Origin of the sequence: Novosphingobium sp., from assembly GCF_036820275.1 — a bacterium.
GTDB lineage: Bacteria > Pseudomonadota > Alphaproteobacteria > Sphingomonadales > Sphingomonadaceae > Novosphingobium.
In genome coordinates, this window is sequence record NZ_DAISLT010000009.1 from 137,379 (window position 1) to 160,294 (window position 22,916).

A 22,916-nucleotide genomic window follows, 5' to 3' on the forward strand; every position below is an offset into this window, starting at 1 on the left:
GTCATCCCTTGTACCCGTAATAGGAGCCGAAGCGGCGACCGCTCGGGCTGAATTGCGCGTCGTTCAGCAGAAGCTGCACATTGGGGCAGGCATTCAGCAGCGAGATCGCATCTTCCAGCGCACCCTGCCCCGTCCGGTCGGCACGCACGATGACGACGGTCTGGCCGACGTACTTGGCAAGCTCGGCAGCGGGCGAAGCCGCAAGCGCGGGCGGCGAATCGAAGATCACCATGCGGCGCGGCGCGTTCTCGGTCAGCCGCTCCAGCACCCGCGCGGTGCGCGAGGACGAAAGATATTCGCTGTCGTTGATCGTGGTGTCGCCCGCGGGCATGACCCAGAGACCGGGGATATCGGTGCCGAGCACGCAGGCCGCCGGATCGATCGTCTCGTCCATCAGCGCGTCCATCAGCCCCGGCCCGCCCGGAAGACCGAGCGCGGAAAGGATCGAGGGCTTGGCGAAATCGGCATCGACCAGCAGGACTTCGCTTTCCTTCTCCGCCGCGATCGAGAGAGCCAGGTTAAGCGCGCAGTAGGTCTTGCCCTCGCCCGGATGGGGAGAGCTGATGAGGATGCGCTGCGCGGCGGCCCCGGCACCCTGGCGGCGCAAGTCTCCCGCCTGGACCAGAAGCTGGCGCTTCACGATGCGGAATTCCTCCAGCAGCGTGGTGACGGTGCCCTCCGGCACGATCAGGCCCTGCTCGCGAAGCTGCTCGCGGTCGACCGGATGATGCTCGCCGTTGAAAACCGGCGCGACCTGCGGCGCGGTTTCGCCCGGAGTCTGGCCCGGCGTTTCGACAGGAAGTTCGGTGCGGACACCCGGCGGAGGCGCGAAAGGCGCTGGAGAAGCGGCGGGAACGCTGGCGACCGGCACGGCCGGTTCAGCGGGAGCCGGAACCGGAGCCGCCGCCTTGCGGACGGGTTCGGCGGGCAGCGGTCCCGGGCGCGCGATCATCGCGTTGAAATCGAAGTGTCCGGCGGCGCGCTCGATCAGCGATTCGCCCGGAGCGCGGGTCTTCGCGGACCGGGTGCCAGGCTTTTCCTGACCGGACTCTTCCTGGCCGGACTCTTCCTGACCGGCTTCGTTCTGGCCCGAGAGCGGAATCTTGCTGTGCTGGGTCATCAACCGTTCCTCAGGCCACCATGCCGCGCTGGATGAATTCGACCGCCAGCAGCACCCCGCAAAAGACGCAGAGCGCCGCACCCGCGCCGAAGAAATACTTGAGTCGGCGGCGGCGAAGCTGGCGAACCTGATCGGTCACGTTCTGCGAGATCGCGCCGAGCACCGGCAGGCCGGTCGCCCGCTCCAGCCCCGCCGTCGTGGCGAAGACCGAACGAACCTTGCCGAGCGCGAAAGCCCCCGCGCAACCGCCGACGATCCCGGCCATCAGCACGCCCACCAACAGCAGCGGACGGTTCGGCGCCACCGGCTTGCGCGGCGTCGTCGGCGGATCGACCACCTGGAACTTCACCGCCTCGCGCTCGGTCTTCACTTCGCCGCGCAGGCGCAGTTCCTCGCGGTCCTGGAGGAGCTTGTCGTACTGCTGGCGCAGCACGTCATAGTCGCGGTTGATGCGCTGGGCCTCGGTGGCGAGTTCGGGGTCCTGGATCGCCGAGGCGGTCAGCGAGGCCACATCGGACTGCAAGGCTGCTTTGCGCGAGGTCAGCGCCTGGACATTGGCGAGCCGCTCGGCGCGGATCGACTGGAGCGAGCTGTAGGCCGGATTGGGTGTGCCGCCGCCGCTGGCCGCTTCCTGCGCCGCCGCGCTGCGAAGGCCGGCGATCTGGTTGCGCGCCACGATCACGTCGGGGTGATTGTCGGTCAGGCCGCGGGCCTTTAGGTTGGACAGTTCGGCCTGCGCAGCGGCAAGCGCGCCGGCAGCCCCGCCCGCCGCACCGCCCGCGATAGAGCGCGGGGTTCCGGCAAGCTGTCCATCGATCGCCGCCAGCGAGCTTTGCGCGGCGGAAAGGTCGGCCTCGAGATCGCGTAGCTGGGTGCGCGAGCTTTCCATCCGCTGCGCGACCGCTGCGCCGCCGAGCGCCATCTCGGGATGCTGCGCCTCGAAAGCGGTGCGACGCTGCTCGGCGGTTTCCAGTTCCTTTTCGCGGGCGCGAAGCTGCTGGTTCACGAAAGTCAGCGTTTCGACCATGTCGCCGCGATCGCCCGAGAGGTTTTCCTCGCGGAAGATGTCGATCAGCTTCTGCGCCACTTCGCGGGCGAGCTGGGCGTTCTCGGCATCGGAAAACGAGGCGTAGTTGGCGGTCGCGGTGATCTCGAAGAGGTTGTCCTGCTGGGCGACCACCGAGACGTTCTTGCCCAGCCCCGCCACGGCCGCTTCCATCTGCTTGGGCGACTGGATGGTGTCGCCCAGACGGGTGCCGCGCACGACTTTCTCAAGGTTCACCGCGCTGGTCAGGGTCTGGCGGATACGCTCGATATCGCGCTTCTTGTCGGCCACGCCGATGCCCACCTGTTCGGCCAGCGCGTCGTCGAGCTGGATGAAGATGCGCGCGCGCGACTCGTAGGTGTTCGGGATCAGCGCGATCGCCAGCCAGCCCAAGAGGCAGATCGCCCAGGCCGCCGCCAGCGCGATCCAGCGCCGGTGCCAGACGCTGTGCAGCGCCGCGAGCAGTTCTTCGTAGAGGCCGTTCATCGCGCCGCGCCGCTCCCTCAGATCCTCAGAACATGCTTTCCGGGATGATGATGACATCGCCCGGATTGAGCATCACGTTGGCCTTGCTCTTGCCCTTCTTCAGCAGGTCGCTGAGGCGCAGGGCATATTCGGTCTGCTTGCCGCTCGCCTTGTCGAAGCGGATCAGGCGGGCGCGATTACCCGCCGCATATTCGGACAGCCCGCCCACCGCGATCATCGCGTCCAGCACGGTCATGTTGGCGCGATAGGGGATCGAGGCAGGCTTCTCTGTCGCGCCGACGATGCGGATCTGCTGGCTGTAAGTGCCTGAAAAACCGTCAACGATCACCGAGACCAGCGGGTCCTGGATGTACTGCGAGAGTTGGAGGCGAATATCTTCGGCCAGCATCGCGGGCGTCTTGCCCACGGCGGGCATGTCAGCGATCAGCGGCGTGGTGATCCGCCCGTCGGGCCGCACCTGCACTTTGGCGCCGAGTTCGGGGTTGCGCCAGACGAACACGGTCAACTGGTCGAGCGGACCGATCACGTATTCCTCGCTGGGTCCTTCCTGCATGGCCACGAACTGCGCGGGCGGAAGCTCCGGCTTCGGCGCGGCATGGGCGCAGCCGGCCAAGACCATGCTGGTGAGCACGGAGCCGGTCAGCAGTCCGGTGAAGCGGCGATGCGGCATAGACCAATCCCTTCAGGCGCCCGTCTCTTCCGCCGTACCAGACTGGCGGACCGGGCAAATTTCCAGCCTCGCCTATCGCTCAAAAGGGTGAACATTGCGTTAGTCGTGGGGCAGCGATTCCCGCGCGGTCCCGGAATGGGACAACATGGACGTCGGGTTCTAACGGCGAGATTTCGGGTATCGAAGCCCCCTTAGACCAGCATTTCCAGCGCCGGTCCCTGCCCCAGGAAGTTCGCCGGACTCGCCGAAGCGCCATAGGCTCCGGCACAGAACACCGCGATCAGATCGCCGACTTCGGCACGCGGAAAACCGCCCTTGTCGGCCAGCTTGTCGAGCGGGGTGCAAAGGCAGCCGACGATCGAGGCTTCCTCCTCCACGGGCGCATCGAAGCGCGTGGCGATGGCGGAAGGATAGTTGCGGCGAACCACCGTGCCGAAGTTGCCGGACGCGGCAAGCTGGTGATGAAGGCCGCCATCGGTGACGAGGAAGACCTCACCGTGGCTCTCCTTGCGATCGACCACGCGGGCCAGGTAAATTCCCGATTCGCCAACGAGATAGCGGCCAAGTTCAATGCAGAATGCGGTATCCTGCAAGACATCGGGCAAATCGGCGAAACGCGCGGCCAGACGCTCGCCCACCAGAGCCAGATCGACCGGGGTATCACCCGGGAAGTAGGGTATGCCCAGCCCGCCGCCAAGGTTGCAATGGGGCAGCGCCGCGCCGCTTTGCCGCGCCAGCCGCACCGCCAGATCGAGCGCCTGTCCCTGCGTTTCGGCAATGGCCTCGGCGTCCAGAGCCTGGCTTCCGGCGAAGATGTGGAAGCCCCGCCATTCCGCACCGCTGGCGACGATATGCCGCACCAGTTCGGGCACCCGCTCCGCATCGATGCCGAAGGGCTTGGCGCCGCCGCCCATCTTCATGCCCGAGCCCTTGAGGTCGAAATCCGGATTGACCCGGATGGCGAGACGCGGGTTCAGGCCCAGTTTCTCGCCGATGGCGATGGCCCGCCGGGCCTCGGCTTCCGATTCGAGGTTGATCGTCACCCCGGCCCGGATCGCCGCTTCCAGTTCGCGGTCGCGCTTGCCGGGACCGGCGAAGCTGACCGCCGCCGGATCGATTCCCGCGCCGGTCACGATGGCGAGTTCGCCGCCCGAGGCGATGTCGAAGCCGTCGACCAGCCCGTTCATCAGCGAGAGCAACGGCGGGAACGGATTGGCCTTGACCGCGTAATGCAACGCCAGTCGCTCGGGCATGGCGGCGCGCAGTTCTGCTACCCGGCTGCGAATACGGTCCGCTTCGTAGAGGAACAGCGGGGTATCTCCGGCCTGCTCCACCCATCCCGTCACCGGCCTGCCGCCGATCGCAAGAACGCCGTCCAAGGGCGCAAAACCGGCCGGAAGCGGACCGAGCGGTTTCATGCCCCGGCTCCCGCCAGTTCCGCGGCAAGGCCGGTGCGGTCGATCTTGCCGTTTGGCCCGATCGGCATGGCCTGACGCCAGTGAATCACTTTGGGTTGCATGAAATTCGGCAGTTCCTGCATGAGTTTACGCGGCAATTCTGCCTCACCGTCCGAAGTTCCGGGTGCGGCGCGGACCACCAGATGGACCGCCTGCCCCAGCCGCGAATCAGCCACCCCCAGCGCCACCGCCTCGGTGACGAGACCCGTGGCCAGCGCGGCCTCTTCCACTTCCTGCGGACTGATGCGGTTGCCCGCACTCTTGATCATCGCATCGCGGCGGCCGACGAAATAGAGCAGGCCGTCGGCATCGCGCCGCACCCGGTCTCCCGACCAGACCGCCATGCCGCCATAGCGCGATCCCGTGGGCGCAGGCCGGTAGCGTTCGGCAGTGCGCGCGGGGTCCTGCCAGTAGCCGTGGGCGACCAGCGGACCGCAATGGACCAGTTCGCCTTCCTCGTTGTCGGCGGCGATTTCTCCGGCATCGTTCACCACCAGCACTTCGGCATGGGGGATTTCCTTGCCCATCGAGGTCGGATGCGTGTCGATCAGCGCAGGATCGAGGTAGGTCGAGCGGAACGCCTCGGTAAGGCCGTACATCGCGAAGAGCCGCGCCTCGGGGAACAACGAACGCATCCGGCGCACGAGATCCACGGTCAGCGCCCCGCCGGTATTGGTCAGGCGCTGCAGCTTAGCGGCGACTTCGACGGGCCAGTCGATCTCGCAGATCTGCACCCAGAGCGGCGGCACCGCGCCGAGGCTGGTGATATCGTGACGGTCCACCGCCTTCATCACGTCGCGCGGCATCAGATAATCCAGCGGCACCACGCAGCCGCCCGCATGCCAGGTCGAGAGCAACTGGTTCTGCCCATAGTCGAACGAAAGCGGCATGACCGCCAGGACCCGGTCCTGGGGGGTAACGCCGAGATAGTCGGCCACGCTTTCCGCCCCCAGCCACAAGTTGGCATGGCTGAGCATCACGCCCTTGGGTCGTCCGGTGGAGCCGCTGGTGTAGAGAATCGCCGCGAGTTCCTCGGGATCGGCCTGCGAGGGCGCCATGTCCCCGCCCAGCGCCTGCGCTTCGGCCAGCGCCGCGCCTTCGTCGATCCTGCGGCAGACGGCGGGCACGTCGCCCTCCTCCAGTGAGGCCAGTCGCGAGGGCGTGGCGATCAGCATGACCGCGCCGCTGTCTGTCAGGATATGCGCGACCTGCCCGTGCTTGAGCAGCGGATTGATCGGCACATGCACGAGGCCCGCACGCGCGGCGGCCAGCGGCAGCAGGCAGGTCAGTTCGCCCTTGGCCGCCCACGACGCCACCCGCGCGCCCTTTTCCGGCACTTCCTGCGCGAGCCATGCCGCAAGTCGGGAGACACGTGTTCTTAATGCCTTGTAGTCCAGCACATCTCCGCGCAGCACGAGCGCCTCGGCCGAATCCTCTCCGCGCAGTGCGAGATGGTCGAGCGGCAGGATCATGACGGGAAAGGCTCCACAAGGGTTTGGTACAGGTCGATTATCACCGCGATCTTAAGCAAGTGCAATCGGACGGCCAGCTAACCGCATGGCTTTCCGAGAGCAACCAGCGCGCGCCCTTCGACCGGCTGGCATGGTTTGCGGGGCTGGCCGAGCATTGCGGGCTGACCCCATTGATCGCCGTGGCGCGCGAAGGCGGCGACCTAGCCGCCTTGCCTTTGCAGGGCGATGGGGACCATCTCCACGCGCTGTCGAACTGGTACACCTTCCGCTACCGCCCCCTCGCCTCGCATTCCGACGCCTTGCTCGGCGCCCTCGCGCAGGATCTGGCCGGAAAGGCCCGCCGCGTGACGCTTTCGGGGCTTCCCGAGGAAGACCGCAGTGCCTCCCGCCTCGAAAAGGCCTTTCGCAAGACCGGATGGCTGGTCCGCCGCGAGCCCTGCGACAGCAACCACGTCCTGCCCGTCGATGGCCGCAGCTACGAGCAATATCTCGTCTCGCGCCCCGGCAAGCTGCGCACGACGCTGAAGCGCAAGTCCGGCAAAGTCGAAACGCGGGTGCTCGATCGCTTCGACGCGGACGTCTGGCGCGCCTACGAATCGATCTATGCCGAAAGCTGGAAGCCCGAGGAAGGCAGCCCGGCCTTCCTGCGCGCCTTTGCCGAGGCGGAAGGCAAGGCGGGCAGGCTCCGGCTCGGAATCGCCCTTGCCGAGGGCGCGCCGGTGGCGGCGCAGATGTGGACCGTCGAGGGCGGCACGGCATGGATCCACAAGCTGGCGCACCGCGAGGCGGCCAGGCCGCTCTCGCCCGGCTCGGTGCTCAGCGCCGCGCTGCTGCGCCATGTCATCGACGTGGACCAGGTCGATCTCGTCGATTTCGGCACCGGCGACGATCCCTACAAGCGGGACTGGATGGAAATTGTGCGTCCGCGATACAAGCTGGACATGTTCCGCCCATGGTCGCTGAAAAACTGGCCGATACTGGGTCGCGATCTGCTCAGATCGGGCGCGCAATACCTTGCCGCAACTGCGAAGCGCGGCTAGAGGCGCGGAGTACTGAAAAAATGCCCGAAGAGAGGGGCCATGCAAGACGATACCGACCTGCTGCTGCGCCGCATCCTGACGGACGTGCTGGGCCTCAAGCAGGGTCAGGCCGAGACGTTCGATGCCGATACCGGCCTGTTCGGGCACCTGCCCGAACTGGACTCGATGGCGGTCGCCGGCCTGCTGACCGAGCTGGAAGACCGGCTGGACATCATCATCGAGGACGACGAGATCGACGGCGAGATGCTGGAGACGTTCGGCGGCCTGCTCGAATTCGCGAAAGCCAAGCGCGCCCCTGCCTGACTCTTCGGGGTATGATCCGGCTGGCGGGGAGCATCGCATGATTCCCGCGACATGGCCGCTATCCGGTGAAAACACAGGCGAGGAAATGGCCCTCGTTTGCGATCGTGCACGCCCGTGCCGCCTGCTGATCGTCCCTGCGCTGTTCGACGAAGGCAATCGCCTGCGCCGCTTCACGGTGGAAGTCATGCGGCGGCTAGACCGGGCCGGAATCGACACCGTGCTGCCCGACCTGCCCGGCACCAACGAAAGCCTGCTCGGCCTCGAAACGCAGGATGCGGGCCTCTGGCGTGAAGCCATGCAGCATGCCGCGCGTCATTTCGCTGCGACCCATGTGCTGGGCCTACGCGGCGGCTGCCTGTTCACGCCGGACTTGCCCGCCCTTCACTATGCTCCGGTCAAGGGCGCGCAAATCCTGCGGGGTCTGCTCCGGGCCCGGATACTCGCCGCCCGCGAGGCAGGGCTGGAGGAAAATCGCGATTCGCTGATCGAGACGGCGCGGCGCGAAGGGATCGTGCTGGCCGGATATCCGCTCGGCGCCGCGCTTTTCCGCGAACTCGAAACGCTGGAAGCCGGTCCGGCAGAGGTCATCGCGCAGGACCGGATCGGCGGCAGCGGCCTCTGGCTACGCGCCGAGCCGGACGAGAATGCCGCCCAGGCCGACGCTCTCGCCGCAATTCTTGCCGAAGCGCTGCAAGGATGACGCGGCGGCATTTCACCTTCGCCTGCGAGGGCGCGCAGCTTGTCGCCACGCTGGATGAAGCGGCAGGCGATACGGCGCTGCTGATCGTCTCCGGCGGCAACGAAGTGCGCGCCGGGGCGTGGAACGGACAGGCGCGTCTCGCCGCCGACATCGCCGCCCGAGGGTTCCCCGTGCTCCGCTTCGACCGGCGCGGAGTGGGAGACAGCGAGGGCGAAAACCACGGCTTCCGTTCGAACGGGCCGGATATCCGCGCCGCGCTCGCTGGCCTACGCGCCGAATGCCCGGAAGTCCGCCGCGTGGTGGGTTTCGGCAACTGCGATGCCGCCAGTGCGCTCATGCTGTCTCAGGGCGCAGGGCTGGATGCGCTGGTATTGTCCAATCCGTGGACCATCGAGAACGATGCGGCGGAAGCGCCTGCCGAAGTGGTGCGCGACCATTATCGCCGCCGCCTGGCCGATCCGGCGGCAATCCGGCGGTTGCTGACCGGGAAAGTGGCGATCGGTGGACTGGTGCGGAGCCTGCTTGCAGCAATGCGTCCGGCTCCGGCGGCTCCCGCCGGTCTGGCGCAGGAGATCGCGCAAGGGCTGGAGTCATTCTCAGGCGAAGTGCGCCTGCTAGTTGCCGAAAGAGACCGCACCGGCCTCGCCTTCCTGGCAAACTGGGACAAGGCGGATACGCGGCTGCGACGCTGCGTGGGTGCTACCCATAGCTATGTCGAGCGCGAAGCGCAGGATTGGCTGGTCGCGCAAATTCTGGACGTGCTGAACGGAGAATAGCCTGGTCGTCATTGCGAGCGTAGCGAAGCAATCCAGGGGCAGTTTACGCGGCTCTGGATTGCTTCGCTACGCTCGCAATGACGAGGGAAGAGTGACAAGAAGGTCGTGCCGCTTCCACCCGGTCACGATGCGCACCCAACGACGCTGCGCGCGCGAGGTAGACATTCCGCGGGTCTGGGGGCTCAGCCCCCAGATTCCCTTCGGTTCCTAGATCAGGCCTCGACCTTCGCCGCTTCGGCAAAGTCGCGATGCGCAAGGTAACGTTCGGCATCGAGCGCCGCCATGCAGCCGGTGCCCGCCGCAGTGATCGCCTGGCGATAGACGTGGTCCATCACGTCGCCGCAGGCGAAGACGCCGGGGATGGCGGTCTTGGGCGTACCCGGCTCGACGAGGAGATAGCCGGTCTCGTCCATGGCGAGCTTGCCCTTGAACAGTTCGGTCGCAGGCGCGTGGCCGATCGCGACGAAGGCGCCGTCGGTAAGGATTTCGCTCTGCTCGCCGGTCTTGGTGTCGATCAGCGCGAGGGCGCGCAGTTCGCCGTTTTCGCCTTCCATGAAGCGTTCGACGCGCTTGTCCCACACGACCTTGATCTTGGGGTTGGCGAAGAGGCGGTCCTGGAGGATCTTCTCGGCGCGCAGAGTGTCGCGGCGATGGATCAGGGTCACTTCGTCCGAGTGGTTGGTGAGGTAGAGCGCTTCCTCGACCGCGGTGTTGCCGCCGCCGATCACCACGACCTTCTTGCCGCGATAGAAGAAGCCGTCGCACGTGGCGCAGGCCGAGACGCCCTTGCCCGACAGTTCCTGCTCGCCGGGAACGCCCAGCCACTGCGCCTGTGCGCCGGTGGCGATGACGAGGGTATCGGCTTCGTAGACGTCGCCCGAATCGGCGATGGCAGTGAAGAGCGGCCCCGAAAGGTCCACCGAGGTGATGATGTCATACATCATGCGGGTGCCGACGTGGACGGCCTGAGCCTCCATTTCCTGCATCAGCCAGGGCCCCTGGATGACTTCCCGGAAGCCCGGATAGTTCTCGACATCGGTGGTGATGGTAAGCTGGCCGCCGGGCTGGAGACCCTGCACCACGATCGGCTCCATGCCGGCGCGCGCGGCGTAGATCGCGGCCGAGAGGCCTGCGGGGCCGGAGCCGATGATGAGCATGCGGGTCTTGTGCGTCGTCGCCATGTGAAAGTCTCCGGCGTGAATGGGCGAATATCGTTGAGGCGCGAGATAGGGGCAAGCACCCCGGTTTGCCAAGCGGCAGGCGGCATAAGGAATATCTTGATCCCCGCAAATCCCGGCTAACCCGCCATTGACCTATGTCACGCGGCGGATCACGGTTCCGTCATGAAAAGCCAGCTCGGACCGACCTCGAACCGCTTCATCTCGCAGCGCCTGCGCCTTAACTACGTCGACTGGGGCAATCCGGAGGCGCCGCCGCTGATCCTCCAGCACGGCGGGCGGGATCATTGCCGAAGCTGGGACTGGGTAGCCGAAGAGCTGCGGCACGACTGGCACGTCATCTGTCCGGACCTGCGCGGCCACGGCGATTCCGAGTGGTCGCCCGAGGGGCACTACGGCATGGACGCCTTCGTCTACGACTTCGCGCAGCTGGTCCACACGCTGGGGCACGAGAAAGTGACGATCGTCGCCCATTCGCTGGGCGGCAACATCGCGACGCGGTTTACCGGGCTGTTCCCCGAGAAAGTGGAGAAATTCGTCAATATCGAGGGCCTCGGCCCGCCGCCGCACATCCGCCGCCAGATGGAAGAACGCGGGATCGGCGATCGGCTGAAACAATGGATCGAGGACAAGCGCCGCGCCTCGGGCCGGGCGCCGCGCAAATATGCGACCCGCAAGGACGCCTACCAGCGCATGAAGGAGGAAAATTCCTTCCTCACCGAGGAGCAGGCCCGACACCTCACCATCCACGGCGCCAGCCGCAACGAGGACGGCACCTGGAGTTGGAAGTTCGACAACTACGTCAACGTCTGGTCCGCTTCCGACCTGCCTACCGACGACGTGGTTTCCCTATGGCAGGCGATTACCTGTCCGGTACTGATGCTCTGGGGCAAGAACAGCTTCGCCCAGAGCCCGGCGGAAGACGGTCGGATCGACCATTTCCCGAGTGCCACGCTGATCGAGTACGAGAATGCCGGACACTGGCTGCATCACGACCAGTTCGATCGCTTCATGGCCGACGTGAAGGCATTTCTCGCACGCTGAGTAAGCGGCAACGCCTCAGGTCAGCAGGAAATATCCCAGACCGAGCCAGCAGCAGGCGCAGAGCGCGACGGCGATGATGAGGCCGCGCGCATCGTGCTCCCGATCGATCAGCCTTCCGCTTTGCGCGGCATAGACGAGACTTGAACTGATTCCGTGATTTACGCCGGCGAACCCATCCGAACGGCGATCGAACATACCTTCGTCAATGACGTTCATTCACAACATCCCCTAATGCGCGGCGGATTGTTCCGCCGGTTCGATGCCGTCCACCTTTTTGGCGTAACGTCCCGAGCCTTCCCGCAGAATCGGGATGCTAACATCTTCCCCGCGCCTTGCCCATAGTCTCGTACAAGCCCCGTTTTCCCTCGTGCCGCGCCTTGCAAAGCCCGCCCTTGGCCATATACGAGCGAATATAGCCACTTTCTCCCGGAGACGTTCCGTAATGCGCCGGTTGCTTGCCTCCATCACCTCGCTCTTCCTGGCTTTCGCGGTGCTGGTTCAGCCCGCCGCCGCGCAGCAATCCGGGCCGCTGATCCTGGCCGCGGCGAGCCTTCAGGAATCGATGAACGCTGCTGCCGACGCCTGGGTGAAAAAAGGCCATCCGCGCCCGAAGATCTCGTTCGCGGGCTCCTCCGCCCTCGCCCGCCAGATCGAGGCCGGGGCTCCCGCAGACGTCTTCGTTTCGGCGGACGAACCGTGGATGGACGAAGTGCAGTCGAAAGGCCTGCTGCGGCCGAAGACGCGCGTGTCTTTCCTCACCAACAACCTCGTGCTGATCGCTCCTGCGGGTAAGCCCGTGCGCCTCAAGATCGCGCCGGGCTTCCGCCTTGCCGCCGCGCTCGGGGCCAACCGGCTGGCCGTGGCCGACCCCAATGCCGTGCCCGCCGGGGTCTATGCCAAGCAGGCGCTGACCAGGCTCAAGGTCTGGCCTTCGGTGCAGGGCAAGCTCGCCCCGGCCGAGAACGTGCGCGCCGCCCTCGCCCTCGTCAGCCGGGGCGCGGCGCCGCTCGGTATCGTCTACGCCACCGACGCCCGCGCCGAACCGGGCGTGCGCGTGGTCGATACTTTCCCCGCCGCATCGCACGATCCGATCAGCTATCCGGTCGCCCTGCTCGCCTCCTCGCGCCACAAGGATGCCGAAGGCTTCCGCCGCTTCCTGATCTCGGCAGAAGGCAAGGCCGTGTTCCGCCGCTTCGGCTTCGGTACGCGCTGATCCCGCGACGCGCGTGGCGATGCTCACTCCGGAGGAATGGCAGGTTCTGGTCCTGTCGCTGAAAGTCAGCGGCGTGGCCATGGGCGCCGCCTTGCCGATCGCCTTCGCACTCGCCTGGATGCTGGCGCGCTGGCGGTTTCCGGGGAAAGTCCTGCTCGACGCGCTGGTTCACCTGCCGCTGGTCCTGCCGCCGGTCGTCACCGGCTGGCTGCTGCTGATCGCCTTCGGGACGAACGGCCCCCTCGGCCGCTTCTTCGCCGATTGGCTGGGGCTGACCTTCATCTTCCGCTGGACCGGCGCCGCGCTCGCCGCCGCGGTCATGGCGCTGCCGCTGATGGTGCGCGCCATGCGTCTCTCGATCGAGGCCGTCGACCGCCGCCTCGAAAGCGCCGCGCGCACACTCGGCGCCGGGCGCTGGCGGACGTTCGCCAGCGTGACGCTGCCGCTGGCGATGCCCGGCGTGCTGGCGGGCCTCGTCCTCGGCCTCGCCCGCTCGATCGGCGAATTCGGCGCGACGATCACGTTCGCCTCCAACATCCCCGGCGAGACCCAGACCCTGCCGCTGGCGATCTACAGCGCCCTCCAGATGCCCGGTTCCGAGTGGCAGGTGACGCGCCTAGCGGTGCTGTCGATCCTCGTTTCGGTCGTCGCCCTCGTCGCATCCGAATGGCTCGCCCGCCGAAGCGGTCAGGGCAGCGCGCACCATGCCCTTTGACGTCTCGATCGCCCTGCGGCGCGGCAAGCTGCGCCTCGACTATGCCTTCCAGACCGGGAAAGGCGGGCTGACCGCCCTGTTCGGGCCGTCCGGCGCGGGCAAGACCTCGCTGCTCGATGCCATCGCCGGTCTCGCCCGGCCGAGCGAGGGGCACATCATGGTCGAGGATCGGGTGCTGTTCGACAAAGCCCGGCGCATCGATCTCAAGCCCGAGCAGCGCCGCTGCGGCTACGTCTTCCAGGACCTGCGCCTGTTTCCGCACCGGAGCGTGCACGACAACCTGCTCTACGGCTGGCGCCTCGCCCCGCCCGAGCAGTGCTGGATGGACCTCGACACCGCGCTCGGCTTCCTCGGCATCGGCCATCTGCTGGACCGCCGACCCGCCACGCTCTCCGGCGGCGAGGCGCAGCGCGTGGCAATCGGCCGCGCCCTGCTCTCCGGCCCCCGCTTCCTGCTGATGGACGAGCCGCTCGCCTCGGTCGACGCGGAAAGGCGCGAGGAGATCCTCACCGTGATCGAGCGCATTCGCGACGAACTCGCCCTGCCGATCCTCTACGTCAGCCACGACCGCGCCGAAGTGGACCGGCTCGCCAGCCGGGTAATCGCCATCTAAATCGCGCAGCCGCATTGCCCGAGCCTCGCGCGCCTCTATATCTGCGCGGCATATTTCCACGCTTGAGGAGGATTACCCCATGACCATCGCCATCGGTGACACGCTGCCCGACGTGAAGCTCGTCAAGGCCGGTGAAAGCGGCCCCGAACCCGTGCAGAGCGCGGAATTCTTCGCAGGCCGCAAGATCGCGCTGTTCTCCGTGCCCGGCGCCTTCACCCCGACCTGCTCGGCCAAGCACCTGCCCGGCTTCGTCGACAAGGCCGCAGAACTGAAAGCCAAGGGCATCGACGAGATCGCCTGCACCGCCGTGAACGACGCCTTCGTGATGGGCGCCTGGGGCAAGGCCCATGGCTCGGCCGACGTGACCCTGCTGTCGGACGGCAACGGCGACTTCGTGAAGGCGATCGATCTCGTGATGGACGGCACCGCCTTCGGCATGGGCCATCGCGGCAAGCGCTTCTCGATGGTCGTCAATGACGGCGTGGTCGAACAGCTCAACGTCGAAGCGCCGGGTGCCTTCGAGGTCAGCTCGGCCGACCACCTGCTCGGCCAGCTCTGATTTCGGCGCGATAGCGCAAGAGGGGCGGCCTTCCTTCCCGGAAGGTCGCCCTTTTTCGTATCCGCGGCATCGACGGGGCGTTGGCTGTCCCGCCTGCCTTGCCGCGCCGTCGAGAGGCGGTTAGCGTCGCGTCAAAGCGAGGAGTTCTCATGGCACGTTCGGTTATCGTCACCGGTGGTTTCGGCATTCTCGGCGCGGCAGTGGCCGCCGCCTTCGCCGCAGCCGGCGACAAGGTCACCCGCATCGACTTCGCGCCCGTGGCCAAGGAACCGCTTGCGGGCGCGCTGGACATCGGCGGCGTGGACCTGACCGACGCGGAGGCCACGCAGGCCGCGCTGGACAAGGTGGTCGCGGCCCACGGCGGCATCGACGTGCTGGTCAACGTCGCGGGCGGCTTCACCTGGGAGACGCTGGAAGGCGGATCGCTGGCGAGCTGGGCGCGGATGCAGGCGATGAACCTGACGACGACGGCGACGATCACCCAGCTTGCCCTCCCCCGGCTCAAGGCATCGACGGCGGGCCGCGTAATCAGCATCGGCGCAGGGGCGGCAGTCAAGGCCGGCATGGGCATGGGCGCCTATGCCGCCTCCAAGTCCGGCGTCCACCGCCTGACCGAAGCGCTGGCCGAAGAACTCGCGGGCACGAGTGTCACCGTCAATGCGATCCTGCCCAGCATCATCGACACGCCGGCCAACCGGGCCGACATGCCCGATGCCGATTTCTCGACCTGGGTTCAGCCGGAAGCGATTGCCGATGTGATCGGTTTCCTCGCCTCGGACGCCGCGCGCGCGGTTACCGGCGCGCTGATTCCCGTCACACGCGGCGGCTGACCGCCCTTTTAGCCTAGCCTTTCAGCCCCGCTCGCCGAACAAGCGGCAGGCCACCGCATCGAGCCGCGCGACCAGGCCGGGATCGCGCGCATCGGGCGCGGTGATCAGAGCATGGTCGAGCGCCCTGTCGATCGGGCTTGGCGCGCGCTCGGCGGGCAGGCTTACCGCGAGGGCGCGCAGCGAATCGCGCGCCACGCGGGCATTGCCGTGCATGACTTCGAGGACATGGCTGACTTCGACGCCCGCCTCTTCCTCGCGCCATGAATCGTAGTCGGTGACCATGCCGAGCATCGCGTAAGGCAGCTCCGCCTCGCGCGCGAGCCGGGCCTCGGGCATGCCGGTCATGCCGATCACGTCCGCCCCCCAGGCCCGGTACATGCGGCTTTCCGCGCGGGTCGAGAACTGCGGGCCTTCCATGGCGAGGTAGCACCCGGCAGGATGGACTTTCGCCCCGGCCGCTTCCGCCGCCGCACCTGCCAGTCCCGAAAGACGCGGGCAGACCGGATCGGCCAGGCTGACATGGGCGACCAGCCCGGTGCCGAAGAAGCTGCCGACGCGCCCCGTCGTCCGGTCGATGAACTGGTCGACCATGACCATGTGCCCCGGCGCCATTTCCTCGCGCAACGAACCGATGGCGGAAAGCGCCAGCACGTCCGTCACCCCGCAGCGCTTGAGCACGTCGATATTGGCGCGGTAGTTCACCGCCGAGGGCGGGATCGCATGACCCGCGCCGTGGCGGGCGATGAACGTGAAGCGCACCCCGCCCAGCCGACCCGTCGTGACCGGCCCGGAGGCCGCCCCGAACGGGCTGGAGACCTGGATCTCCTGCGCGTCCTCCAATTCGATTCCGGCCGCCAGACCCGAACCTCCGATGATGCCCAAATGCCAGAAGCTGCTTTTCTCAGCGCGCAAGGATACCTGCCATGATGATGTCGATCGTGTGTTCGCGGTAGCGGTCGCGAAGCTCCTCGGTCAACGTGTCCTGGTCGAAGCAATGCTTCAGCACCAGCCGCGCCGAGAAGAAACGGTCCACCGCGCCGGTCACCGTAAAGTAGAAGAGTTGCGGATCGATTTCACGAAACACCCCTGCCCGCACCCCGTCGCCGATAAGCTGTTCGTAGGCCCGGTAGATCGGCGAGAGGTAGCTGTCGGCGATGCGGCGCGCTTCGGCATCGTCGCTCTCGCGCACCATGCGCATGGTCAGACGGTTGAGATAAGGCACTTCGTAGAAGGTATCGACGACCTTCCAGAGATGGCGCCGCAGCTTGGCCTCCGGCGCCCAGCCGTCCTTCGCCAGCAGCGCATCCACGCTGGTGACGATCGCCTGCCAGTCCCGGTCGAGCAGCGCCTTGAGCAGCCCGGCCTTGTTGCCGAAGTAATACTTCACCAGCGCCGAGTTGAGCCCCGAACGCAGCGACAGCTCCGACAGCGAGATGTCGATCACGTCGCCATCCCGCATGATCGCGCTCGCCGTATCCAGCAATTGCCCGCGCGCGCCGGGAGGCGGCGCGCCGTGCTCGGTCGAGGAAGTGCCCTGCGCCATCTCTCAGTCCCGCGCCCTTACTTCGGGCCCATGCGGATCGCGCCATCGAGGCGGACGGATTCGCCGTTCATGTAGTCGTGTTCGAGCATGAAGAGCGCCAGCTTCGCATATTCCTCGGGCTTGCCGAGACGCTTGGGGAACGGCACCATCGCCGCCAGCCCATCCTGCACCTGCTGCGGCATACCGGCCATCATCGGCGTCTCGAAGATGCCGGGCAGGATCGTGTTGACGCGAATGCCCTCGCTCATAAGGTCGCGAGCCACCGGCAGGGTCATCGCCAGCACGCCGCCCTTCGAAGCCGCATAGGCCGCCTGCCCGATCTGCCCGTCCTGCGCCGCGACGGAGGCGGTGTTGACGATGGCGCCCCTGGAACCGGCGTCATCGAGCGGATCGAGCGTCACCATGCCCGCCGCCGACTTGCTGATGCAGCGGAACGTGCCGACGAGGTTGATGAGAATGGCCTTTTCGAACAGCGCCATGTCATGCGCACGCGGCGCCCCGGTCTCGCGATTGCGGCCGACGGTCTTGGATGCAGGCGCGATGCCCGCGCAATTGACCAGAACCCGCTCCTGCCCATGCGCGGCGCGAGCCTTGGCGAAACCGGCATCGACGCTGCCATCGTCGGTCACGTTGACCGCGCAGAAAACGCCGCCGATCTCGGCCGCAATAGCCTCACCGGCCTCGGCATTGAGGTCGAACACCGCAACTTTCACGCCCTGCGCCGCCAGCGCCCGCGCGGTGGCCGCGCCAAGACCCGATGCCGCGCCGGTGACGACCGCGGCCATACTGCTATCGAGTTTCATGCTGCTTCCCCTTCCTGCTCGCGCACGAGGTCCCGACCCCTTCGTCGGAACATCGAAGACCCGATGATTTAATCAACCGGTTAAACAGCTGAAATCGGCAGGTCAATCGGGCAGGTCGGTCCCGCGCCACAAAACCCGCCCCGGCGTCGTCACCGGGCGCGGAAACAGCATACCGCAAGCCCTGGGATCAGCCGACCGGATCCATTCCGCGCTGGACCTGCGAGCGTTCGATATTGGAACGATCGCCGCGGCGCTGTTCTTCCCACTGGCTCTTGGTCATGCAGACCTTCTTGGCGCGAAGGCGCGACCCGATTTCGGTGACGCGCTCGCAGATCATCGGGTCCTTCTTCTCGATATCGTTCTGGGCCACCGCAGTTCCGGCGACAGCGGGCGCGGCGGCAGGCGCGGCCTGGGGAGCGGGAGCGCTTGCCAGCACCGGCGCGGCGGCGAAAGCGAGGGAAGCGGCGGCAAGTCGTGTGAGCATGTGCATGATGCAACTCCGTGGCATCGGTTCCTGGAGCCGTATGCCGAATGACTGGATGAAACGAAGGTAAATCGGGACGTACCGCACATCAAGTGCGGGCGATATCGAAGGCAATCGTCATGCGCTCGCCCGCCGCGAAAGGACGGGTTCCGTGCCACATCCACGACGGGAACAGCACGAGGCGCGCAGGCTTCGGCTCCACCGAAGCGCGCGGTGCAAAATCCCCCAGCCCTTCCGGCGCGCCGCCCAGATCGAGCCACCCCTCTCCGGGACGAAGCCCGTCCGGAACGGAAAGATAAAGCGCCGAACTGATCCACCCTTGCGGATGGTGATGCGGAGCATGGAAGCCCGCCCCCGCCAGCCTGACCGACCAGCTTCCCGCGAACCGCGGTCGGTCGACACGCTTCTGCCCCAGCATCGGGTGCGCCGGGTCGACGGGCGGCAACTCGGCCTCGAACTGGGCGACCTCGCGGCGCAACACTTCGCGCACGCGGACCAGTTCCGGCTCGCACCGCCCCAGCAGAGCGCCGTCGGTCTGGGTGCCGCCCCGCACCGACTGGTCGAGGAAGCGCCCGGACCGGGCATGGAGGCGTCGGAGCATCGGCACGAGCGCATCGAGACCGATCTCGGCCAGATCGAGATCGATCACCCGGAACAATCCGTCCTGACCGTCGAGCCAGTCCGATCGCGCATCGCCGGCAAGACGCCACGCAATCGCCGCATAAGGCCAGAACGCTTCGGCGCCGCTGCGTGCCAGCCAAGGCTCGATTTCCGCCACCGCCTGGGCGACTTCCCCCCTGCGCAGCCAATGACGCAGACGCCAAACCGCATGGCCCGAATCCGTGGCCGGTCCCAGTTCTCCGAACGCAGCGCCCGCCTCCGCGCTGCGTCCGAGTTCATCGAGCGCAGCCGCACGCGCCAGCACAAACGGACGCACCGGGCCATGGGTCGCGATCGCCCGGTCGGCCACGGCAAGCGCTTCAGCGTAGCGTTCCCCGGAAAGCAGGAGATCGATGGCAAGATTACGCAGCGATTCGCTTTGCGGAAAGCGCTGCAAGGCCGCCTCGATACTTGTCAGGGCGCGGTGCTCCTGCCCTGCCATGACAGCAAGCTGGGCGAACTGGCGATGCCCTTCCATCCAACCCGGATTGGCGCCGAGCATGGCTTCCAGTTCGCCGAGGGCACGGTCGCCCTCCCCTTCCGCCAGCCGGGCGGAGGCAAGGCCGAGTCGAATCTCCCCCTTGGCCGGCGCGAGGCGGATTGCCTGCTCGAACAGAGCCGCCGAAGGCAGCCCTGCTTCCAACGAAACATGCGCGAGCGCATGAACAACCCCGGCATTGTCCGGCGCCATCCTGTGCGCCGCCCCCAGCGCCGCAACCGCGCCGTCGCGCCGGTCGAGCGCACGGCGCAGCATCGCCGTCCAGTGCAGCAGGGTGACATCCGGAGCGTTGCGGGACAGCCATGAGGCCAGATGCGCTTCGGCCTGCTCCTCGCCGCCCTGGGCCAAGGCCTTTTCCGCAAGACCAGCCAGGTGCTGCCGCTCGTCCAACGTCGTCGCTTCCTTCAATGACCATTTCCGGCGGCAGCAATCGTCGCTGCCACCGCCCCACGCTCGGCTTCGGTAAGGCCCGGATGCCAGACGTCAAAAATCAGCACGATCCGCAAGACATCGGTGGGATTCATCGCCTCATGTTCGATGGTGTCGTCGAACGCAAAGGCTTCCCCCTCTCGCCATTCGCGAGTCTCCGCCCCGACCCGGAACCAGCATCCCGGCGGCACAACCAGCGGGAGGTGGCAAACCAGCCGGGTATTATCGACACCGACGTGAGCCGGGATCGCCGTATGGGGCGCCAATAACGAAAACATGGCGTTCGGTGAGGCGCCGGGCACCTGCGGCTGCGGCAGGCGAGAGAGAATCTCCATCGTGCGCGGGGCCTGCCGCGCGTTGTGCGCCACTTCCGCGCCTTGCTTCAAAAGATGGATAGCGCTCCAGTCCCGGTTCTGGTTGAGCGAGCGCCACTGCGCAAGATTTTCGCGCTCCTCGTACTGGATGTAAGGCTCCAGTTCTGCCCTGTCGGACTTCAGCAGGGCCAGCATTTCGGCCCGGATATCCTCGAAGCCCGCTTCGACGTCGGCGAGCCAAGGCGTCGCATGGCGCGGATGAAACTCGCGCTCGACCAGACCGGGATAATGAAAATGCGTCGGCTCGCTGTGGTAGACACGCGTCTTGTGCAGGATGTTATCGCGAAAGCGTGCCAGACGCCAAGCAAGATCGGCCTCGTTATCGATCGGGTCCGGCACCGCTGCGGCCGCCGCTTCCAGTTCCCTTACGCGCGTGTCGAGCCAGGCCTCGTGGAAAGCCCTGCCCCCCGCCACGGCCGCTTCGAGTGGCGGCGGCAGCGGCCCTTCGGGCACTTGCGCCAGGGCCTCGCCCCAGGCCGCCCCGGCCTGCGGTTCCTCAAGCCGTTCCAGCAGCCCCGCCCGCATGACCAGCGCCATGAAATCCAGCGGCGCCAGTTCCAGAGCACGGTGAACCGCCTCCAGCGCCTTGCGCGGTTGCCGCAAGGCCCGGCGCAGACCCGCCAGCTTCAGCCACTGGGCCACCAGAGCGCGCAAGTCGAGGTCGGACCGGCCGGAAGCCAGTCCCGCGACCAGCAGATTTTCCAGCGCCTGCGCAGCGGCAGGCAGGTTACCGGCCGCAGTGAGCCGGTCCACTTCAACGAAAGACGAAACCCCTGAATTCATTGCCCCCCCGAGCGCGTTCAGACCGGACCCGACACGAAACCGGGCATCCGGTCATCGTCGAGCGAATAGCCGAAACGTTCCACCCACGGGCGCAGGATGTCCAGCACCGGTACGAGATGCCTCTCGTACCGCCGCCATCGCCCTGCGGCGCGCGTGTAGACTGCCTCGGTAACTTGTGCGTAGCTGGCCGTGCGCACGACGCCCCGCGCGCGCGCCGCCTCGCGGTGATCGAAGTCATTTCCGTGCCACGGCAGGCCCAGCCAGTCGAACAACGGCGCCAGTTCACGCGCCTGATCCGCCACCAGCCTTTCATAGACGACCGTGTGCACAGGCATGTCCAAGACCGCCCGCGCCTGCTGCCAGAAGGAAAAGCTGAGATCGTAGAACCGTGCCGCCGCCTCGAGATCGAGGAAATTGCTCATAGCATTGTTCGGACGGAAATTGGTGATGAAGCAGCTCAGCACGACATCGCAGGGATGGCGCAGCGCCTGCACGAACTTCGCATCCGGGAACAGGCGGCGAATCACCGGCACCTTGTTGAGATGGAGCGGATGCTTGTCGATCACGACCGTATCCGGTCCCAGCGCTCCCAGCGCCGAGACGCGCTCGAAGTAGCGGAGACGCGCGGCGGCGATCGTCGCCTCGTCGAGACCCGGTAGAGCTTCCAAGCCGCCGAGTTCGGTCTCGATCTCGGCGAAGAAAGGCTCTTCCTCAAGGACGAGCGTGTTCGGTGCCGTCATCAGCATCGTGTCGAGCAGGGTCGTGCCCGAGCGCGGAAAGCCGAGGAGAATAACGGGCGCCGGTCGCTCGGCCAGTGGCGCCTTGCCCCAGCCCGCGGCCCACTGCGGCGTGACCAGCGCCTTGTCGCGCAGGAGTTCGCCGCGAAACCGTTCGGCGCGTTCGGCGGGGCGCGTGGGATCGTCCAGGCGAGCGGCATTCATCGCCGCGAAAGCCGCAAAGGCATCGTCGCAGCGGCCCATGCGATCGAGCATGATCCCGCGCAACTGGTGCCGGCGGCTCGCCTCGACCACCTCTCCGGACTGCTCCAGCGCTGCGAAGGCCTGCTCGAAAGCTTCCGTTCGCTTGAAACGCAGAACATCGATGAAGGCCAGCGACTGCGCATCGGCGCCGTTCGCCACGGCCCGCGCGTGCAAAGGTTCAAGCTCGGCCTCGCGATTGGTCCGCTCGTAGATCGCCGCAAGGCCGACGAAGGCCGGGCCGAGTGCCGGATCGATCGCCAGCGCTGCCTCGAACTGGGTTTCGGCGATCGGATAATCGTTCCGACGCGCCGCTTCCTGGCCGTAGTCGGAAACCACGGCAGCGTTGTCCGGCGCACGCCGTGCGGCCTCGGCCATAGCCTCATAGGCCTGCTCGTCCATGCCCGTATCGCGATAGAAAGTTGCAAGCGTCAGAATCGGAACGTGATCTCCGGGAAAATCGCGCGCGGCATCACGCAGGACCGTTTCCCCTTCCTCCATGCGCTCGGCCCTCAGCAGCGCACTTCCAAGGTTTACCCGGATCGGCGGTGAATCCGGGGCAAGCTTCATCGCTTGCTGGAGGACTTTCACCGCTTCGGCATGTTCGCCCTCACCCGAGAGCGCATTGCCGAGATTGTTGAGCGCCGACCAATCTTCGCTCTCCCGGTTGAGGACATGGCGATAGAGCCGGATGGCCTTCGCCATGTCGCCCGCTTCCTGCGCCAGATGTGCGCCGAGGCGGGCGAGCCGAAGGCTGGGTTCGGCAATGGCCGACGCCTCGTCGCACAAGGCAAGCGCCTGCTCGCCGCGCCCGGTTCGCAGGTAGGATTCGGCAAGGTTCGTCCTGACGACGAGATCCTGCGGACGAAGCGCATGCGCGCGTTCGAGATAGCTGACGGCGCGCTCGAACTGGCCACGGTGGAACTCGACCGCCCCGCCGAGCGCTGCCAGCGCAGGATCGCCGGGATTCGAAGCGATGGACGAAGCGACTCTCACGGCCGCTTCGTCGAGACGCCCCATGCGGGCTAGGCCGGCGATCTGGCGAAGCTCTTCCGAGGGGGCGGTGGTGCTGGTCATCGGCGATCCGGTAAATTCGTGGCGGATCCCCACCAGGATGAGGTCGCCGGATACAAAGGCGGCGGC

General features: G+C 66.7%; 24 protein-coding genes. 10 read left to right on the forward strand and 14 right to left on the reverse strand.

Features of this window, described 5'->3' with window-relative positions:
• Window position 1: 1 nt before the first annotated feature.
• The 5 genes from V7066_RS09735 to V7066_RS09755 all read right to left on the reverse strand — a co-directional run bounded on the left by V7066_RS09735 (window position 2) and on the right by V7066_RS09755 (window position 6,250).
• Window positions 2-1,120, reverse strand: a complete 1,119-nt coding sequence (locus V7066_RS09735; protein ID WP_442947319.1) for a capsular biosynthesis protein — start codon at window positions 1,118-1,120, stop codon at window positions 2-4.
• A gap of 10 nt (window positions 1,121-1,130) precedes the next feature.
• Window positions 1,131-2,651 (reverse strand): XrtA system polysaccharide chain length determinant, encoded by a 1,521-nt coding sequence (locus V7066_RS09740; RefSeq protein ID WP_334182848.1) that lies wholly within the window; start codon window positions 2,649-2,651, stop codon window positions 1,131-1,133.
• 25 nt (window positions 2,652-2,676) lie between these two features.
• Window positions 2,677-3,321: an XrtA/PEP-CTERM system exopolysaccharide export protein gene (locus V7066_RS09745; RefSeq protein WP_334182849.1), complete on the reverse strand. Its 645-nt coding sequence runs from the start codon at window positions 3,319-3,321 to the stop codon at window positions 2,677-2,679.
• A gap of 191 nt (window positions 3,322-3,512) precedes the next feature.
• On the reverse strand, window positions 3,513-4,739 hold the full coding sequence (locus tag V7066_RS09750) for a pyridoxal-dependent decarboxylase, exosortase A system-associated (protein WP_334182850.1): 1,227 nt from the start codon (window positions 4,737-4,739) through the stop codon (window positions 3,513-3,515).
• Window positions 4,736-6,250: an acyl-CoA ligase (AMP-forming), exosortase A system-associated gene (locus tag V7066_RS09755; RefSeq protein WP_334182851.1), complete on the reverse strand. Its 1,515-nt coding sequence runs from the start codon at window positions 6,248-6,250 to the stop codon at window positions 4,736-4,738. Before V7066_RS09755 ends, V7066_RS09750 begins: the two co-directional genes overlap by 4 nt.
• A 23-nt stretch (window positions 6,251-6,273) precedes the next feature.
• On the opposite strand from V7066_RS09755, the gene V7066_RS09760 reads away from it, so the two are divergent.
• From V7066_RS09760 to V7066_RS09775, 4 genes are read left to right on the forward strand one after another with little or no spacing between them, the layout of a single operon-like run.
• Window positions 6,274-7,290 carry a GNAT family N-acetyltransferase gene (locus V7066_RS09760; protein ID WP_334182852.1) on the forward strand — a complete coding sequence of 339 codons (1,017 nt, stop codon included), beginning with the start codon at window positions 6,274-6,276 and terminating at the stop codon, window positions 7,288-7,290.
• 39 nt (window positions 7,291-7,329) lie between these two features.
• Window positions 7,330-7,593 (forward strand): phosphopantetheine-binding protein, encoded by a 264-nt coding sequence (locus V7066_RS09765; protein ID WP_147220069.1) that lies wholly within the window; start codon window positions 7,330-7,332, stop codon window positions 7,591-7,593.
• A gap of 37 nt (window positions 7,594-7,630) precedes the next feature.
• Entirely contained in the window at window positions 7,631-8,293 is a 663-nt protein-coding gene (locus tag V7066_RS09770; RefSeq protein WP_334182853.1) for a hypothetical protein, read from the forward strand.
• Window positions 8,290-9,069, forward strand: a complete 780-nt coding sequence (locus V7066_RS09775; protein ID WP_334182854.1) for a hydrolase 1, exosortase A system-associated — start codon at window positions 8,290-8,292, stop codon at window positions 9,067-9,069. The genes V7066_RS09770 and V7066_RS09775 overlap by 4 nt, the downstream gene beginning before the upstream one ends.
• Window positions 9,070-9,281: 212 nt before the next feature.
• Here the strand turns inward: V7066_RS09775 and trxB are convergent, their stop codons facing one another.
• A complete protein-coding gene (gene trxB / locus V7066_RS09780) occupies window positions 9,282-10,250 on the reverse strand; it encodes a thioredoxin-disulfide reductase (RefSeq protein WP_334182855.1) in 969 nt (322 codons plus the stop codon).
• 162 nt (window positions 10,251-10,412) lie between these two features.
• Between trxB and V7066_RS09785 the strand changes: the two genes are divergently transcribed.
• On the forward strand, window positions 10,413-11,291 hold the full coding sequence (locus tag V7066_RS09785) for an alpha/beta fold hydrolase (protein WP_334182856.1): 879 nt from the start codon (window positions 10,413-10,415) through the stop codon (window positions 11,289-11,291).
• A 15-nt stretch (window positions 11,292-11,306) separates the two neighbouring features.
• Here the strand turns inward: V7066_RS09785 and V7066_RS09790 are convergent, their stop codons facing one another.
• The gene (locus V7066_RS09790; protein WP_334182857.1) at window positions 11,307-11,507 is read right to left on the reverse strand and encodes a hypothetical protein; all 201 of its coding nucleotides are present in this window, start codon (window positions 11,505-11,507) and stop codon (window positions 11,307-11,309) included.
• Between the two features lie 226 nt (window positions 11,508-11,733).
• On the opposite strand from V7066_RS09790, the gene modA reads away from it, so the two are divergent.
• From modA to V7066_RS09815, 5 genes are all read left to right on the forward strand, one after another.
• Window positions 11,734-12,504 (forward strand): molybdate ABC transporter substrate-binding protein, encoded by a 771-nt coding sequence (modA, locus tag V7066_RS09795; RefSeq protein WP_334182858.1) that lies wholly within the window; start codon window positions 11,734-11,736, stop codon window positions 12,502-12,504.
• Between the two features lie 19 nt (window positions 12,505-12,523).
• Complete coding sequence (modB, locus tag V7066_RS09800; RefSeq protein ID WP_334182875.1) at window positions 12,524-13,219, forward strand: molybdate ABC transporter permease subunit; 696 nt, start codon at window positions 12,524-12,526, stop codon at window positions 13,217-13,219.
• Complete coding sequence (locus V7066_RS09805) at window positions 13,209-13,832, forward strand: molybdenum ABC transporter ATP-binding protein (protein ID WP_334182859.1); 624 nt, start codon at window positions 13,209-13,211, stop codon at window positions 13,830-13,832. Before modB ends, V7066_RS09805 begins: the two co-directional genes overlap by 11 nt.
• A gap of 79 nt (window positions 13,833-13,911) precedes the next feature.
• Complete coding sequence (locus tag V7066_RS09810; protein WP_334182860.1) at window positions 13,912-14,391, forward strand: peroxiredoxin; 480 nt, start codon at window positions 13,912-13,914, stop codon at window positions 14,389-14,391.
• 149 nt (window positions 14,392-14,540) lie between these two features.
• Window positions 14,541-15,221, forward strand: a complete 681-nt coding sequence (locus tag V7066_RS09815) for an SDR family NAD(P)-dependent oxidoreductase (RefSeq protein ID WP_334182861.1) — start codon at window positions 14,541-14,543, stop codon at window positions 15,219-15,221.
• 21 nt (window positions 15,222-15,242) lie between these two features.
• Here the strand turns inward: V7066_RS09815 and V7066_RS09820 are convergent, their stop codons facing one another.
• From V7066_RS09820 to V7066_RS09850, 7 genes are all read right to left on the reverse strand, one after another.
• The gene (locus tag V7066_RS09820; protein WP_334182876.1) at window positions 15,243-16,097 is read right to left on the reverse strand and encodes a phosphorylase family protein; all 855 of its coding nucleotides are present in this window, start codon (window positions 16,095-16,097) and stop codon (window positions 15,243-15,245) included.
• Between the two features lie 25 nt (window positions 16,098-16,122).
• Entirely contained in the window at window positions 16,123-16,764 is a 642-nt protein-coding gene (locus V7066_RS09825; protein WP_334182862.1) for a TetR family transcriptional regulator, read from the reverse strand.
• Between the two features lie 17 nt (window positions 16,765-16,781).
• Window positions 16,782-17,567, reverse strand: coding sequence for an SDR family oxidoreductase (locus V7066_RS09830; RefSeq protein WP_334182863.1), 786 nt, complete (start codon window positions 17,565-17,567; stop codon window positions 16,782-16,784).
• A gap of 187 nt (window positions 17,568-17,754) precedes the next feature.
• Entirely contained in the window at window positions 17,755-18,057 is a 303-nt protein-coding gene (locus tag V7066_RS09835; protein WP_334182864.1) for a hypothetical protein, read from the reverse strand.
• 82 nt (window positions 18,058-18,139) lie between these two features.
• Window positions 18,140-19,600 carry a 2OG-Fe(II) oxygenase family protein gene (locus V7066_RS09840; protein WP_334182865.1) on the reverse strand — a complete coding sequence of 487 codons (1,461 nt, stop codon included), beginning with the start codon at window positions 19,598-19,600 and terminating at the stop codon, window positions 18,140-18,142.
• A 14-nt stretch (window positions 19,601-19,614) separates the two neighbouring features.
• Complete coding sequence (locus tag V7066_RS09845; RefSeq protein WP_334182866.1) at window positions 19,615-20,796, reverse strand: aspartyl/asparaginyl beta-hydroxylase domain-containing protein; 1,182 nt, start codon at window positions 20,794-20,796, stop codon at window positions 19,615-19,617.
• 17 nt (window positions 20,797-20,813) lie between these two features.
• Window positions 20,814-22,850 (reverse strand): tetratricopeptide repeat-containing sulfotransferase family protein, encoded by a 2,037-nt coding sequence (locus V7066_RS09850; protein ID WP_334182867.1) that lies wholly within the window; start codon window positions 22,848-22,850, stop codon window positions 20,814-20,816.
• Between the last annotated feature and the right edge of the window lie 66 nt (window positions 22,851-22,916).

Bases quoted from the DNA above. Each gene is read 5' to 3' on its own strand.
- V7066_RS09775 (WP_334182854.1), top strand. From the start codon at position 8,290: ATGACGCGGCGGCATTTCACCTTCGCCTGCGAGGGCGCGCAGCTTGTC.
- trxB (WP_334182855.1), bottom strand. From the start codon at position 10,250: ATGGCGACGACGCACAAGACCCGCATGCTCATCATCGGCTCCGGCCCC.
- V7066_RS09830 (WP_334182863.1), bottom strand. From the start codon at position 17,567: ATGAAACTCGATAGCAGTATGGCCGCGGTCGTCACCGGCGCGGCATCG.
- V7066_RS09835 (WP_334182864.1), bottom strand. From the start codon at position 18,057: ATGCACATGCTCACACGACTTGCCGCCGCTTCCCTCGCTTTCGCCGCC.
- V7066_RS09810 (WP_334182860.1), top strand. From the start codon at position 13,912: ATGACCATCGCCATCGGTGACACGCTGCCCGACGTGAAGCTCGTCAAG.
- V7066_RS09850 (WP_334182867.1), bottom strand. From the start codon at position 22,850: ATGACCAGCACCACCGCCCCCTCGGAAGAGCTTCGCCAGATCGCCGGC.
- V7066_RS09805 (WP_334182859.1), top strand. From the start codon at position 13,209: ATGCCCTTTGACGTCTCGATCGCCCTGCGGCGCGGCAAGCTGCGCCTC.
- V7066_RS09740 (WP_334182848.1), bottom strand. From the start codon at position 2,651: ATGAACGGCCTCTACGAAGAACTGCTCGCGGCGCTGCACAGCGTCTGG.
- V7066_RS09755 (WP_334182851.1), bottom strand. From the start codon at position 6,250: ATGATCCTGCCGCTCGACCATCTCGCACTGCGCGGAGAGGATTCGGCC.
- V7066_RS09770 (WP_334182853.1), top strand. From the start codon at position 7,631: ATGATTCCCGCGACATGGCCGCTATCCGGTGAAAACACAGGCGAGGAA.
- V7066_RS09825 (WP_334182862.1), bottom strand. From the start codon at position 16,764: ATGGCGCAGGGCACTTCCTCGACCGAGCACGGCGCGCCGCCTCCCGGC.
- V7066_RS09815 (WP_334182861.1), top strand. From the start codon at position 14,541: ATGGCACGTTCGGTTATCGTCACCGGTGGTTTCGGCATTCTCGGCGCG.
- modB (WP_334182875.1), top strand. From the start codon at position 12,524: ATGCTCACTCCGGAGGAATGGCAGGTTCTGGTCCTGTCGCTGAAAGTC.
- V7066_RS09745 (WP_334182849.1), bottom strand. From the start codon at position 3,321: ATGCCGCATCGCCGCTTCACCGGACTGCTGACCGGCTCCGTGCTCACC.
- V7066_RS09750 (WP_334182850.1), bottom strand. From the start codon at position 4,739: ATGAAACCGCTCGGTCCGCTTCCGGCCGGTTTTGCGCCCTTGGACGGC.
- V7066_RS09845 (WP_334182866.1), bottom strand. From the start codon at position 20,796: ATGAATTCAGGGGTTTCGTCTTTCGTTGAAGTGGACCGGCTCACTGCG.
- V7066_RS09785 (WP_334182856.1), top strand. From the start codon at position 10,413: ATGAAAAGCCAGCTCGGACCGACCTCGAACCGCTTCATCTCGCAGCGC.
- V7066_RS09765 (WP_147220069.1), top strand. From the start codon at position 7,330: ATGCAAGACGATACCGACCTGCTGCTGCGCCGCATCCTGACGGACGTG.
- modA (WP_334182858.1), top strand. From the start codon at position 11,734: ATGCGCCGGTTGCTTGCCTCCATCACCTCGCTCTTCCTGGCTTTCGCG.
- V7066_RS09735 (WP_442947319.1), bottom strand. From the start codon at position 1,120: ATGACCCAGCACAGCAAGATTCCGCTCTCGGGCCAGAACGAAGCCGGT.
- V7066_RS09790 (WP_334182857.1), bottom strand. From the start codon at position 11,507: ATGAACGTCATTGACGAAGGTATGTTCGATCGCCGTTCGGATGGGTTC.